Source organism: Pseudomonas sp. Wu6 (assembly GCF_019891515.1).
Taxonomy (GTDB): Bacteria; Pseudomonadota; Gammaproteobacteria; order Pseudomonadales; family Pseudomonadaceae; genus Aquipseudomonas; species Aquipseudomonas orientalis_A.
Window position 1 is genome coordinate 13575 of sequence record NZ_JAFLXH010000011.1, and the last position, 14094, is coordinate 27668.

12 protein-coding genes are annotated in these 14094 nt (G+C 63.2%); 9 read left to right on the forward strand and 3 right to left on the reverse strand.

Annotated features, from left to right (window positions below):
• Positions 1-2 precede the first annotated feature (2 nt).
• Both J1G34_RS09970 and J1G34_RS09975 read right to left on the reverse strand, forming a co-directional pair.
• The gene (locus J1G34_RS09970) at positions 3-1751 is read right to left on the reverse strand and encodes a bifunctional alpha/beta hydrolase/class I SAM-dependent methyltransferase (protein ID WP_222993936.1); all 1749 of its coding nucleotides are present in this window, start codon (positions 1749-1751) and stop codon (positions 3-5) included.
• A gap of 11 nt (positions 1752-1762) precedes the next feature.
• Entirely contained in the window at positions 1763-2386 is a 624-nt protein-coding gene (locus tag J1G34_RS09975) for a CDP-alcohol phosphatidyltransferase family protein (protein WP_065897794.1), read from the reverse strand.
• Between the two features lie 310 nt (positions 2387-2696).
• Here J1G34_RS09975 and hflK (J1G34_RS09980) point away from each other — a divergent pair, with 310 nt between their 5' ends.
• The 8 genes from hflK (J1G34_RS09980) (at position 2697) to cfaB (ending at position 11836) form a co-directional block, all read left to right on the forward strand.
• Positions 2697-4601: a protease modulator HflK gene (hflK, locus tag J1G34_RS09980; protein ID WP_222993938.1), complete on the forward strand. Its 1905-nt coding sequence runs from the start codon at positions 2697-2699 to the stop codon at positions 4599-4601.
• A 12-nt stretch (positions 4602-4613) separates the two neighbouring features.
• The gene (gene hflC / locus J1G34_RS09985; protein WP_222993940.1) at positions 4614-5603 is read left to right on the forward strand and encodes a protease modulator HflC; all 990 of its coding nucleotides are present in this window, start codon (positions 4614-4616) and stop codon (positions 5601-5603) included.
• A complete protein-coding gene (hflK, locus tag J1G34_RS09990; protein ID WP_065894339.1) occupies positions 5600-6634 on the forward strand; it encodes a protease modulator HflK in 1035 nt (344 codons plus the stop codon). The genes hflC and hflK (J1G34_RS09990) overlap by 4 nt, the downstream gene beginning before the upstream one ends.
• Positions 6631-8517 carry a cation-translocating P-type ATPase gene (locus J1G34_RS09995; RefSeq protein ID WP_065896699.1) on the forward strand — a complete coding sequence of 629 codons (1887 nt, stop codon included), beginning with the start codon at positions 6631-6633 and terminating at the stop codon, positions 8515-8517. Before hflK (J1G34_RS09990) ends, J1G34_RS09995 begins: the two co-directional genes overlap by 4 nt.
• 111 nt (positions 8518-8628) lie before the next feature.
• Positions 8629-8880 carry a BufA2 family periplasmic bufferin-type metallophore gene (bufA2, locus tag J1G34_RS10000; protein ID WP_065936473.1) on the forward strand — a complete coding sequence of 84 codons (252 nt, stop codon included), beginning with the start codon at positions 8629-8631 and terminating at the stop codon, positions 8878-8880.
• Positions 8881-8942: 62 nt separating this feature from the next.
• On the forward strand, positions 8943-9788 hold the full coding sequence (gene bufB, locus J1G34_RS10005) for an MNIO family bufferin maturase (RefSeq protein ID WP_065936472.1): 846 nt from the start codon (positions 8943-8945) through the stop codon (positions 9786-9788).
• Complete coding sequence (locus J1G34_RS10010) at positions 9779-10567, forward strand: HvfC/BufC N-terminal domain-containing protein (protein ID WP_065894334.1); 789 nt, start codon at positions 9779-9781, stop codon at positions 10565-10567. The genes bufB and J1G34_RS10010 overlap by 10 nt, the downstream gene beginning before the upstream one ends.
• A gap of 87 nt (positions 10568-10654) precedes the next feature.
• Positions 10655-11836 carry a C17 cyclopropane fatty acid synthase CfaB gene (cfaB, locus tag J1G34_RS10015; RefSeq protein WP_222993942.1) on the forward strand — a complete coding sequence of 394 codons (1182 nt, stop codon included), beginning with the start codon at positions 10655-10657 and terminating at the stop codon, positions 11834-11836.
• A 136-nt stretch (positions 11837-11972) separates the two neighbouring features.
• On the opposite strand, the gene cls is transcribed toward cfaB, so the two are convergent.
• Complete coding sequence (gene cls / locus J1G34_RS10020; protein WP_222993943.1) at positions 11973-13412, reverse strand: cardiolipin synthase; 1440 nt, start codon at positions 13410-13412, stop codon at positions 11973-11975.
• A gap of 130 nt (positions 13413-13542) precedes the next feature.
• On the opposite strand from cls, the gene J1G34_RS10025 reads away from it, so the two are divergent.
• A complete protein-coding gene (locus J1G34_RS10025; RefSeq protein ID WP_222993945.1) occupies positions 13543-14064 on the forward strand; it encodes a DUF3617 domain-containing protein in 522 nt (173 codons plus the stop codon).
• Positions 14065-14094: the final 30 nt, after the last annotated feature.

Sequence of the window (14094 nt, forward strand, 5' to 3'; positions counted from 1 at the left end):
GCTCAGATCTTCTGCGCCAGGGACACGGTGAAAATGCCCCATTCATCCACACGCTGAGTGATCTTGCGAAAGCCCGCAGCCTCCACCAGTTGATCCATTTCCGCCTGGCTGCGCCGACGCATCACCCAGGCCTGGCCCTGGCGGTGGCTGGTCAAGGCGCGGGCGATCAGTTCCAACTGCGGGTGCCACGGTTGGCCGGTGTAGACCAGATACCCGCCGGGCTCCACCGCTTCGGCGAGGCCCGCCAACGAACCGCCGACCATCGCGTTATCGGCAAACAACTCATATAACCCGGACACCACCGCCAACGTCGGCTTGGGCGCCAGCGCCGCCAGGCTCGCCCGGTCAAACGCATCGCCTTTGATGAACTGGGCAATGTCTCCCAGGCCTTTTTCACGGATCAACGCACTGCCGTCGCGCACGTTGATGTCGCTGTAGTCGCGCAGCAGGATCGATTCCGGCAGCGGCGCTACACCCTGCAACGCTTCCAGGATGTAACGCCCGTGGCCGGCGGCGATATCGACGATGCGCACGTCGCGCTTGTCCGCGCGCAACCGGGCCATGGCCAGGCGCAACAGTTCTTCGACATTCAGCTTGCGTTGACGAATACCGCGCCAGCCGATGGAGTTCAGGTAGTTGGTGTCGATCATCCGCCCCAGCGCGCCTTTGCCGGTGGGCGTGTTGCGGTACACGTAATCCAGGGTACTGCCGGAATCGAAGCCGGTGTCGAAGCCTAGTTTCACCCCGTCGGACAGGTTCTTGCCCAGGCCCATGCTGGCGCGCGTCATGCGCCAGTAAAGATCGCGCAGGGAATTGCGCGGCAGCGGTGCGGCGAGGGCTTCGGATTCGGCGCAGGTGGCGCCCAGTTTGTCGGCGTCCAGCAGGTTGGCGCGGTCCAGCGGTTGCGTGAAGTTTTGCAGGATAAAGCGCCTGGCGCTGTTAACGGCCGTGGCGCGGTCACGTTCACCGAGGGTGTCGTGGAAGAAACCGGGCAGCACATGCAGCTCTTTTTTAAGGCTGCCCAGACGCTCGAAAAACTGCTGCTGGGGTTTGCGGTGCACCACAAAGTCGGAGCCGGAGATCAGCAATTGGGTCGGCACTTGAATGGCCTGGGCATCGGCTACAACCCGGTCGGCCGCTTCGTACAGGCCCAGCAGCACGTTCACCGAAATGGCCTTGGTGATCAGTGGATCGCTGTCGTAGGACGCCACGCGCTGCGGGTCATGGCTGAGGAACTTGGCCTTGACGTAGCTGTTGACGAAAAAGTTGCCGCGAAACTTGCGCATCAGTGCCAGGCCCGGGCGGGCGAAAGGCACGTACAGCTTGACCTTGAAGGCAGGGGAGGCGAGTACCAGGGCGCGGATCCTGGGTGCGTAGTCATGCACCCAGGTGGCCGCGATCACCGCGCCGACGCTTTGGGCGACAACGGCGAGGTTTTCCTCGTCGATACCGTAGGCGGCGCCTATGTGGTCGCAGAAGGTTTGTACGTCGCGGGCGCTGGTGGCAAAGCTGGGGCTGTCACCGCGCTCGCCGGGGGATTGGCCGTGGCCACGGGCGTCCCAGGCGAAGAAGTCAAAGTCGGGCAGGCCCAGTTCGTCCACCAGGTGCGCGATTCGACCTGAGTGCTCATGACCGCGATGGAACAACACAATGGCCTTGCGCGGCCCGGCGTCTGCCGTAGCCGGCCAGTGCCGGTAAAAAAGCTCGACGCCATCATGGGTGCTGAAGGTGTGCTGTTGCTGTTCGCGCATCGCAAAAATCCTTATGCAATCGGTGAGGTTGCTGATTGTTCCTTGAGGCCGTGGCGCACCCGGTTGACAAGGGTGTAGGCCAGCAGGGCGGCGACCAGCCACATCACCGTCTCGACCCAGCCGGCGCCGAGCCAGCCCAGCGCCACGCCAGTGGCCAGCACGCCGAGTACGAACGCCCGGTCACTCTTGCCCATCGGCCCGTCATAGCGGCGCGATGCGCCCACCATCGGCCCCAATACGCCGGCGTATTCGCTGAACACCGCGAGCAACGTCACCAGCAGCACGGGCGCCAGGCTCACGCCGGGGATCAGCGCAAACGGCAGAATCAATGCGCTGTCGGCGATCACATCGCACAGTTCATTGAGGTAGGCGCCCAGACGTGACTGCTGGCCGAATTCCCGCGCGAGCATGCCGTCGATGGCGTTGAGGGCCATGCGCACGATCATCCACAGCGGGATCAGCGCAAACAGCCAGAGGTGCTGGGCGAAGCCGGCGATCAGCAGGCCCACCAGCACGGAAATGACGCCGGCCAGCACGGTAATCTGGTTGGCGGTGGTGCCGTTGTCATAGAGGCGTTGCACGAGGGGGCGCAGCAGGTTTTGAAAACGCGGCTTGAGCTGATAGATGGAGATCATGAGGGGTGATGCTTCCTTGTCCGTGGACCCGCGAAAAGCTGTTCTGGAGTGTGCCGATTAATTGCAGCGTGCACCAGTGATGTCGCGTGTTTATGGGGGTTTAGTCACGGTCTCGAGAAAGCGCAGATTCAAATGTGGGAGGGGGCTTGCCCCCGATAGCGGTGTGTCAGCCAACACCTGTTTTAACAGACCCATGGCCATCGGGGGCAAGCCCCCTCCCACAAGGATCGTCGACGTGGCCAAAAGCGAACAAAAATTTCACGCCCCGTGTTATATCGTAACGAATTATGTACAAGCGGGCGTTGAGTGGATGCAAGTGGATCTAGAAGCTGACGGCGCTTCGGTTGAAGGCCTGCCGCGCTTTCAGCAAGGGGTGTTCCATGCCCGTCGATTGAGGCAAGCCGGCATCAGCCTGACGGCCGTGGCCGTCACCGGGTGGGTATTGGCGCTGTTTGTCGCGCTGTTTGCACCGGTATCGATCTGGCCGGTGGTGCTGATCAATTGCTCATCGGCGCTGTTGGTGCTGGTCGCCGGGCTGCAGTCGGCGTGGTGGGTCGCCGATTGGCGTGCCCAGGCGCTGGAGGAGCCGGCGGTTGATGCGCCGGTTACAGAAACCGGCCGCTACGCTCGCCTGGTTGAGCGCGTCAGCGATCAGATTGGCGCGCCGGTGTTGTGGTTGTGCGGTTGGTCATTGTTGGCGCTGATCAGCATCATCGAATTCTGGAACCTGACGCTACCCGCCGCAGCCGTCGGTCAGTCCGCCAGTATCGGCGCGGCGCTGGGGTTGGCGCTGGCGTTCGGTTTGTTGGTGTTCGAGCGGCGCCTGGCCCAGCAAACACCTGCGCAATGGCCTGAAGCCTCAGCCCTGGCGCAGCTGTGCCGCGTGGCGATCGGTTGCCTGTTGGTCAGCTCGATTTGCCTGCTGTTCGCCGGTGCCGAGTCGGTGTGGCCGTTGCGCCTGGCAGTGCTGATCGGCCTGCTGCCCGCGCTGGTGGCGCTGGAGTTCCTGCTGCGCGGCGTGCTGTCGCTGTTCAGCCCGCGCCAGCCGCGCCTCGAACCGCGCCTGATCGCGCAGAGCTTTGTCGCCGGCCTGCTGCGCTGGCCACCGCAACCCTTGCTGGCGTTGCAGCATGAATTGCATAACCGCTTCGGCATCGACCTGCGCCAGATTTGGGCGTTTACCTACATGCGCCGCGCCTTCCTGCCGGTGCTGCTGGTGGTGCTCGCGGTAGGCTGGGCGCTGACGGGCTTGCATGAAGTGCCTTTGCAGGGCCGTGGAATCTATGAGCGTTTCGGCAAACCGGTAGAGGTGTTCGGCCCGGGCCTGCACGCTGGGTTGCCCTGGCCGCTGGGCCGCGTGTTGAACGTAGAGAACGGCGTGGTGCATGAGCTGGCGACCAGCGTCAGCGAAACGGCCGCACCCGAGTTGGCCAGCGCCGAAGGTCCGGCGCCGCTGATCGCCAACCGCCTGTGGGACGCCAGCCATGTGAATGATAAATCCCAGGTCATCGCCAGCAGCAGCGGCGACAAGCAGAGCTTCCAGATCGTCAATATGGACGTGCGGTTCGTCTATCGCATCGGCCTGACGGACCAGGCGGCGCTGGCCGCCACCTACCACAGCGCCGATGTCCCGACCCTGATTCGCAGCACCGCCAGCCGGATCCTGGTGCATGAGTTCGCCTCGCGCACCCTTGATGAATTACTCGGCGAACAACGCACCAGCCTGGCCGACGAGATCGGTCGCAGCGTGCAAGCGGACCTGAACGCACTCGACAGTGGCGTGGAAATTCTCGCCACCGTCGTTGAAGCGATCCACCCACCGGCCGGCGCCGCCAACGCCTACCACGGCGTGCAAGCCGCGCAGATCGGCGCGCAGGCATTGATCGCGCGCGAGCGCGGCGCGGCCAGCGAGCAGACCAACCAGGCGTTGCTGCAGGCCAGCACGGCCCGCGACCAGGCCCAGGCCAACGCCCGCGAAGTGAATGCCGGTGCCCAGGCGGCGAACCTGCGCTTTGTTGCCGAACAAAAGGCCTATGCCGCGGCGGGCCGAGCCTTCGTGCTGGAGCAGTACCTGAGCCAGCTCAGCCAGGGCCTGGCCCACGCCAAACTGCTTATTCTGGATCATCGCCTGGGCGCCGACAGCGCGCCGACGATCGATCTGCGTTCTTTTACCTTGCCGGCCGATCCCTCGGTGCCGCGTAAAGCCGTTCAATAAGGAGTCTGTCTGTTGAGCGCTCATTCCCACGATCACGGTCATCACCACGGCCATCACCACCATCACCATCACGGCGATGAGCAGGCGGCCGGACCTTTTCCCTGGCGACGCATGGCCTGGGCGGCAGTGCTTGTGCTGTTCGCCATCGCGGCGGCGAGCCTGGTGCAGGTGCGTTCCGGCGAGGCCACGGTGATTACCCGGTTCGGCAACCCGGTGCGGGTGCTGCTGCAGCCGGGCCTGGGCTGGCGCTGGCCGGCGCCGTTTGAAGCGGCGATTCCGGTGGACCTGCGCCTGCGTACCACCTCCAGCGGGTTGCAGGATGTGGGCACTCGCGATGGCTTGCGCATCATCGTGCAGGCCTACGTGGCGTGGCAGGTGCAGGGCGATACCGACAATGTGCAGCGCTTCATGCGTGCGGTGCAGAACCAGCCGGACGAAGCGGCGCGGCAGATCCGTACCTTCGTCGGCTCGGCGCTGGAGACCACGGCAGCCAGTTTTGACCTGTCCAGCCTGATCAACACCGACGCCAGCCAGGTACGCATCGCCGAGTTCGAAGCCCAACTGCGCCGGCAGATCGATCAGCAATTGCTCGCCACCTATGGCGTCCGCGTGGCCCAGGTCGGCATCGAGCGGCTGACCTTGCCGTCGGTGACGCTCACCGCCACGGTCGACCGCATGCGCGCCGAACGTGAAACCATCGCCACCGAGCGCACTGCCGTGGGCAAGCGCGAGGCGGCGCAGATCCGCTCGGCGGCCGAGCGTGATGCGCGGATCGTGCAAGCCGAGGCCACGGTCAAGGCCGCTGATATCGAAGCGCAATCGCGGGTCGAGGCGGCGCAGATCTACGGAAGTGCCTACGCGGGCAACCCGCAGCTGTACAACCTGCTGCGCTCGCTGGATACCCTGGGTACGGTGGTGACGCCAAGCACCAGGATCATTCTGCGTACCGATGCCGCGCCGTTCCGCGCGTTGGTGGATGGCCCGAAGGATGTTCAGCCATGAGTGAGCGTGACAGCCCGGACAGCCCCTGGATCCAGGCCGGGCGCCTGACGTTCCTGGCGCTGTACGCAGTCACCGTATTGGCGGCGTTGGCCTGGGCGTTTTCCAATGTGCGCCAGATCGACCCGCAGAACCGCGCCATGGTGCTGCACTTCGGCGCCCTCGACCGCATTCAGAACGCCGGGTTGCTGCTGGCATGGCCGCAACCGTTCGAGCAGGTGGTGTTGCTGCCGGCGGCGGACCGGGTGATCGAGCGTCGGGTGGAGAACCTGTTGCGTTCGGATGCGGCGGTGCAGGCGGACCGCGTGGCCAGTTTCGCCACGCCCTTGAGCGATACGCTGGCCGGCTCCGGCTATCTGCTGACCGGTGATGCCGGGATCGTGCAACTGGATGTGCGAGCCTTCTACAAGGTCACCGAACCCTATGCCTTTGTATTGCAGGGCGAGCATGTGCTGCCCGCGCTGGACCGCCTGGTGACGCGCAGCGCGGTTGCCCTGGCGGCGGCGCGGGACCTGGACACTATCTTAGTGGCGCGCCCTGAATTGATCGGCACTGACAACGGCGCCGCCGAGCGCCGCGAACGGCTGCGCGGTGATTTGGTGCAAGGCATCAATCAGCGTCTGGCACAGTTGACCGCCAGCGGCTTGGGGTTGGGTATCGAAGTGACCCGGGTCGATGTGCAATCGAGCCTGCCGGGCCCGGCGGTGAACGCGTTCAACGCGGTACTCACGGCCAGCCAGCAAGCTGACAAAGCGGTGGCCAACGCGCACACCGATGCGCAAAAGCTCACCCAGACCGCCAACCAGGAGGCTGATCGCCAGGTGCAGGTCGCCCATGCCCAGGCCAGTGAACGTCTGGCCAATGCCCAGGCGCAGACCGCCACGGTCGCCGGCCTGGCGCAAGTGAAAGACCCGGGCTTGTTGCTGCGCCTGTACCGTGAACGCTTGCCGAAGATTCTCGGCCAGGCCGGCTCGGTGACCACGGTCGATCCCAAAGACGACGCCCGTTTGATCCTCCAGGGAGCCGAGCAATGAGCGCATCCATGCTGACCACGACTGAACAGCGCAGCGCCGCCCGGCAATTGACCCTGGCCATGCTGGCCCTGGGTTTATTGCTGTTGGGCCTGGTATGGCGCTGGCTGGCGGCGGACCAGAGCGGGGTCAGCCAACTGTTGCTCGGTGTTGCCTCGCTGCTGGTGGCCGTGCCGGTCATGCGTTCGGCCTGGTACAGCCTGCGCTACCCGAGCCTGCATGGCATCACCGACCAATTGATCGCGCTGGCGATGATGGGCGCCTGGGCCACGGGCGATCTGCTGACCGCTGCCTTGCTGCCGATCATCATGATTTTCGGGCATGTACTCGAAGAGCGCAGCGTGATCGGTTCCCAGGAAGCGATCCATGCGCTGGGCAAGCTCACCCGCAGCCATGCACGCCGGGTGCAGGCTGACGGCAGCATTGTGGAAGTGGACAACGCCACGCTGAACAGCGGCGATGTGGTTGAAGTGCGCGCCGGCGACCGCGTGCCGGCCGATGGCGTGGTGCTGTCGGGCCAGGCCAGCCTGGACACCGCGCCGATTACCGGGGAGTCGGTGCCCCTGGAGGCCAGTGTGGGCGTACAGGTGTTCGGCGGGGCGATCAATCTCGACGGCCTGCTGCGCCTTGAAGTGACGCGCACGGGCAATGAGTCGACCCTGGGCAAGGTCATTGCGCTGATGCAGAACGCCGAGCGTGCCAAGCCGCCGATCACGCGGTTGCTGGAGCGCTATGCCGGTAGCTACATGGTGTTGGTACTGCTGCTGGCGGCGGTCACCTGGTTTGTCACCCACGACGCTCAGGCGATGCTGGCCGTGCTGGTGGCGGCGTGTCCGTGTGCATTGGTGTTGTCAGCGCCGGCGACCGCGATTGCCGGGATCGCGGTCGCTGCACGCCATGGCATCCTGATTCGCAGCTCGGCGTTTCTGGAAGAGCTGGCGGACCTCACTTCGCTGGTCGTCGACAAGACCGGCACCCTGACCTTCGGCACTTTACGCCTGCAGTCCATCCAAACCGCTTCGACCGATCGCCAGGCGTTGCTCAACCTGGCGGCCAGCCTCGGTTCGGCCAGCAGCCATCCGGTCAGCCGTGCGCTGGCGGGGTTGGCGACGCAGGAGCAACTGTTGACGCTGAGCGATATTCGCGAGCGCCAGGGGCTCGGCGTGGTTGCGCACACGGAACAGGGCGAAGCGGCGCTGGGCCGCCCCGAACTGTTCGAGCAACTGAATATCGTCACCACCTCGGTGCCTGAGCACGACGGCCCGATTGCCGGGCTGGCGCTGAACGGGCAATTCCTGGCCTGGCTGCTGCTGGCCGACAGCGTCAAACCGGAGGCGCGCCAGGCCTTGCAGGAGCTGCGCGAGCTGGGGCTGGGGCGCCAACTGCTGCTCACCGGTGACCGCCAGAGCGTGGCCGACAGCCTCGCCGTGAGTGTGGGCATCAGTGAGGTCCAGGCCCAGGCGTTACCGGAAGACAAACTCAACCGGGTGCTGGGAGAGATCGGCAGCGGTTTCCGGCCGATGGTGGTGGGGGATGGGATCAACGACTCCCTTGCACTGAAAGCCGGCGTGGTCGGCGTAGCGATGGGCGCGGGCGGTGCCGATATCGCGCTGGCCTCGGCCGACGTGGTGCTGATCGGCAGCGACCTGCGCCGCCTCGGTACCTGTGTGCGTTTGAGCCGCCAATGCCGACGCACCTTGCAGGTCAACGTGATCATCGGCCTGGGCTGGACGCTGGCCATCGTGGTGTTCGCCGCCTTCGGCTGGCTGGGCGCCGCCGGGGCCATGATTGCCGCCGTGCTGCATAACCTCAGCACCTTGCTGGTACTCGGTAACGCCGGGCGCTTGCTGCGCTTTCAGGAGCCGTTGCTGAAGCTCGACGAATAATTTTTACAAATCTTTGTACAGGGCTGTAACGCGCAAAGGGCGCCTCACTCTAGTGGTGTGTCGAGACTGGGCAATCCGTCCAGACCGACACCATCACCTGAGGACTACACAATGAATATCAAACACGCCGTTTCCGGTGCTGCCCTGGCGATCGCTGCCGCTTCCCTGTTTGCCGGCGTCGCCACCCAGGTACAGGCCGCCGATGCTCCGGTTCATTGCTACGGCGTCACTTCCTGCAAAGGCATGAACGACTGCAAAACCGCTGAAAACGCCTGCAAAGGCCAGGCGGTCTGCAAGGGCCACGGCTTCAAGGCCATGACCCAGGCCGAATGCAACAAGGCCGGTGGCAAAGTCGGCGAGTAACCGACACGCGAGTGCGACCGCAGCGGACACCGCGCCGCTGCGGACACTTCCAGGAGCGCATGATGGTCAGTTCTTTCCCCTCCCTGGGTTACGGCCTGGGTTTACGCAACGAATACTATGAACAGATCCTGGCCCAATCCCCTGCGGTGGATTGGTTCGAAGTGATCTCCGAGAACTACATGGTGCAGGGCGGCAAAGCCTTGTACTACCTGGACGCGATAGCCGAGCGCTATCCCCTGGTGATGCACGGTGTGTCTCTGTCGATCGGTGGGCCCCATGTCATCGATACCGAATACCTCAAGCACATCCAGCAGCTTGCCGCGCGCATCCAGCCTGCGTGGATTTCCGATCACCTGTGCTGGAGCCGGGGCAGCGCCCACCAGTTGCATGATCTGCTGCCCCTGCCTTACACCGAGGAAAGCCTGTACCACGTGGCCAGTCGCGTGCGTCAGGTGCAAGACGTGCTGCAACGCCCGTTGGTGCTGGAAAACGTCTCCAGCTACGTACGCTCCAAGGCAGATGAATTTACCGAGTGGCAATTTCTCAATGCGTTGACGCACCTGACGGGATGCCAACTGCTGCTCGACGTGAACAATGTGTACGTCAGCTCGCGCAACCACGGGTTCGATGCCTGGGAGTTCATTCGCAACCTGCCGCCCGAGAGCATTCGCCAACTGCACCTGGCGGGGCATCTGGATTACGGCGACTACGTGGTCGATACCCATGATCACCCGGTGTGCGACCCGGTGTGGGCGCTCTATCAGCGCACCCTGGAACATCTGGGGCCGGTGTCGACGCTGCTGGAACGCGACGATCATTTTCCGCCATTCGAGGCGTTGCTGGCTGAATTGAGCAAGGCCCGGGAGCTGGGAGCCACTGCTTTGGCCAGGGGTGCGCTATGCGCCTGATCGATTGGCAACTGGCCTTCGAGGCGCATCTGTTGTCTGAAACGTCAACAGCCGCCAGTGGCTTTTCTGCCACCCTGCTCGGCGGCCCGACGCTGGATGTAGACACGGGCCTGGCGATTTATCACAACGCTTACCTGTCGCGCTTACAGGAAGTGTTACGTCATGATTTCGCCGCCATCCGCTACTGGCTGGGTGATGAAGAGTTTGCCGCATTGAGCCAGGCGTATGTTCGGCGCTACCCGCCGGACCATTACAGCCTGCGTTGGCTGGGTGAGCGCTTTGCAGTGTTTATTCTTGAGCATCTGGTGGCCGAACAAAGTATTCCCCTGGCCGAACTGGCGCAGTTGGAATGGGCGTTCACCCTGGCCTTTGACGCGCCTGGGGGCGAGCCGCTGACCCTCGACCATATGGCGCAACTGACGCCCGAGGACTGGCCGCACTTGCGCGTATCGCTGGCACCTTCAGTGCAACACGTGCTGTGCCGTTTCAATACAGTGGCGATCTGGCGGGCCAACAAGGATGAATCGGACTTTCCCGGCAGCCAGGCGCTGGACGTGGCACAGGTGTGCCTGGTGTGGCGTCACCGCAACCTGTGCCAGTACCGCAGCCTGGAACCGGATGAGGCCCGTGCCCTGGCAGGCATGACGACCACCGGCTGGAACTTTTCAGAACTGTGCATCGAGTTGACAGTCACTTATGGAGAGGGTGCGCCACTGCAAGCGGCCACGTGGTTGAAACAGTGGATCCAGGACGGGTTGCTCGAACGTCGGGCTTCATAGCAGGCAGTTATTTAATCGATAGCTTCCTACTTTATTTGGGATGGTCTACCCTCACTCCAGACGTCTGAAACAAGGGGGGGACTACTCATGCTCGCGCAACTTCCACCGGCCTTACAGAATCTTCAGCTACCGCTGCGTCTGCGACTCTGGGACGGCCATGAATTCAACCTGGGCCCGGAGCCCAGTGTGACCATTGTGGTGAAGGACCCTACGGTCGTCACACAGCTGACCCATCCCACGCTCGACTCACTGGGCGAAGCCTTCGTCGAGGGCAAGCTGGACCTGGAAGGCTCCATTGCCGAGGTGATCAGGGTATGTGACGAATTGAGTCACGCCTTGATCGACGACGACGGACCTCGCCCGGTGCGCTCGATCCACGACAAGGCAACCGACGCGGCGGCCATCTCCTACCACTACGACCTGTCCAATGAGTTCTACCAGCTATGGCTGGACCAGGACATGGCGTATTCCTGCGGTTATTTCGAAACCGGCAGCGAGTCCATCGACCAGGCCCAGCAAGACAAATTTCGCCACCTGTGCCGCAAATTGCGCTTGCAGCCGGGTGAGTATCTTCTCGATGTAGGCTGTGGCTGGGGCGGGCTGGCGCGGTTTGCGGTGCGGGAATTCGGCGTCAAGGTGTTCGGGATTACCTTGAGCAAGGAACAACTGGCCCTGGCCAGAGAGCGGGTCAGGGCCGAAGGCCTTGAAGAGCAGGTCGACCTGCAACTGCTCGACTACCGCGACCTGCCTCAGGATGGCCGTTTCGACAAGGTGGTGAGCGTGGGCATGTTTGAACATGTCGGCCACGCGAATCTGGCGCAATACTGCCGGATTCTGCACGGCGCCGTGCGCGAAGGCGGCCTGGTGATGAACCATGGCATTACCGCCAAGCATACCGACGGTCGTCCCGTGGGACGTGGCGCCGGGGAATTTATCGAGCGCTATGTATTCCCTAATGGCGAGCTGCCGCACCTGGCGATGATGACGGCGGAAATCAGCGAAGTCGGGTTGGAAGTGGTGGATGTCGAAAGTCTGCGCCTGCACTACGCCCGCACGCTGGACCACTGGAGCGAGCGCCTGGAGGACAACCTCGAAGCGGCGACGAAGATGGTGCCGGAGCACGCTTTGCGTATCTGGCGCCTGTACCTGGCCGGTTGCGCCTATGCGTTTGCGCGGGGCTGGATCAACCTGCACCAGATCCTGGCGGTGAAACCCCATGCCGATGGCAGCCATGAACTGCCGTGGACGCGGGAAGATATCTACCGCTGAATGTGGGAGGGGGGCTTTTTGTAGGAGCGAGCTTGCTCGCGAAAAACTCACAGGCACCGCGTTCATTCAGGAAGGACGCGTTATCGTTGACGTTTTTCGCGAGCAAGCTCGCTCCTACCGAGTGCCACCTGTGTGTTTAAAGGATGGGTGAGATCAAGCGCGCCACCCGCATGCCCAACTGCTGCAGGCGCCGGGTCTCGCGGCTTTCTTCCTGGCTGACTTCATGGGCCTGGGCGAAGTCGTCCAGCAGCATCTGCTCCACCTCTTTGGCGAAGGCTTCGTCGACCGTCAGCAACATCACTTCGAAATTCAGCCGGAACGAACGGTTGTCCATATTCGCACTGCCGATGGCGCTGATTTCGCTGTCTACCAGCACCACTTTTTGATGCAGGAACCCGGGGGTGTAGCGGAACACCCGCACGCCGGCGCGTACCGCTTCGATGGCATAGAGGCTGGAGGCGGCGTACACGATGCGGTGGTCGGGACGCGAGGGCAGCAGCACGCGCACATCCACGCCGCGCAGGACGGCCAGGCGCAGGGCGGCGAACACCGCTTCGTCGGGGATGAAATACGGGCTGGTGATCCACACGCGCTGGGTCGCGGCATGAATGGCCTCGACGAAAAACAGCGAGCAGGTTTCGTACGGGTCCGCCGGCCCGCTGGCGAGCAATTGACAGAGCACGCCGTCTTCCGGATAAGCGTCCGGCAGGATCAGCGGCGGCAATGCCCGCGCGGCCCAGAACCAGTCCTCGGCAAACGACTCCTGCAAGCACGCCACCACCGGGCCGGTGACCTGCACGTGGGTATCGCGCCACGGTGACAACGGCGGCTTTTTGCCGAGGTATTCATCGCCCACATTGTGCCCGCCGACAAACCCGGTGACGCCGTCCACTACCACGATTTTGCGATGGTTGCGAAAGTTGACCTGGAAGCGGTTCAGCCAGCCACTGCGGGTGGCGAAGGCCTTGACCTTCACCCCGGCGTCGCGCAGCGATTGTACGTAGAGATGGGGCAGGGCGTGGCTGCCGATACGGTCGTAGAGCACGTAGATGTCCACGCCTTCGGCCGCCTTGGCCGTGAGTAACCGGTGCAGTTGGCGGCCGAGGTCATCGTCGTGAATGATAAAAAACTGGAACAGTACGGCGGTTTTCGCGTTGCCGATGGCCTCGAAGATGGCGCTGAAGGTGGCGTCGCCATTGACCAGCAACTGCACCTGGTTATTGGCCAGGCAGGGCATGCGACCCAATTTGGGCATGGCGCGCAAGGACGCGTAGGCACTGGAGTTGCGTGCGGCCAGCGCTTCCTCGACCCACGGGCGCCAGTTCAGCTCGGCGATTGCCCGGTGCATTTCCTGGTTGGCCTGGCGACGCGCCTGGATGTAGGCATCGAAGGTGCTGCGCCCGAAAATCAGGTAGGGAATCAGCGTGAGATAGGGCATGAACATCAACGACAACGCCCAGGCAATCGAGCCTTGGGCGGTCCTGACGGTCAGTACCGCATGGACTGCGGCGAGGCTCCCGAAAAAATGCAGCGTGGCAATGAAGTAGGCGAGCAAGTGCGGGCCAAAAAAATCCATGAACGACATCACTCCGGGCAGTCCAGTGCGTAACAGACCATGTTCCACAGTGAATGTCGCTATTTTATTTGCCGTGCAACACTGGCGCCTTTGCGGCGTCTAACGCCCACCATTGCCCAGGAGTTACCCGATGAATACTCGTCTGCTGTGTTTGTCCATGGTTGTTGGTTTGTCGCTGCCGGTGGCGGCGCAGGCGCAGATGTTGGCGCCGGGCTTGTGGGAATTGACCACCAGCAATATGAAAGTCGATAACCAGGACCTGCCGGACCTGTCGCTGATCCTCGGTCAGCTCAAGCAACAGATGACCCCCGAACAGCGCGCCATGCTGGAAAAACAAGGCATTACCATGGCCGGTAAAGGCGTGCAGGTGTGCCTGACGCCGGCTCAGGTCGCTTCCGATTCCATCCCCCTGACCGACCCGCAATCGGGCTGCAAACAGCAAGTGACCGACAAGACCGGCAACCAGTGGAAATTCCGCTTCAGTTGCCCGAAAGCCCAGGGTGTGGGGGTGGCGACGTTCCAGAGCCAGAAAGAATTCACCACCACCGTCAACGGCACCTTCAATGCCACCGGCATCCAGCAAAAGGGCAGCCTGGACACTCACGCCCAGTGGCTGGGTAACGATTGCGGCACCGTCAAACCTCGCGCCTGACCCAGCCGGGCATTGCCAATCAACACCCGA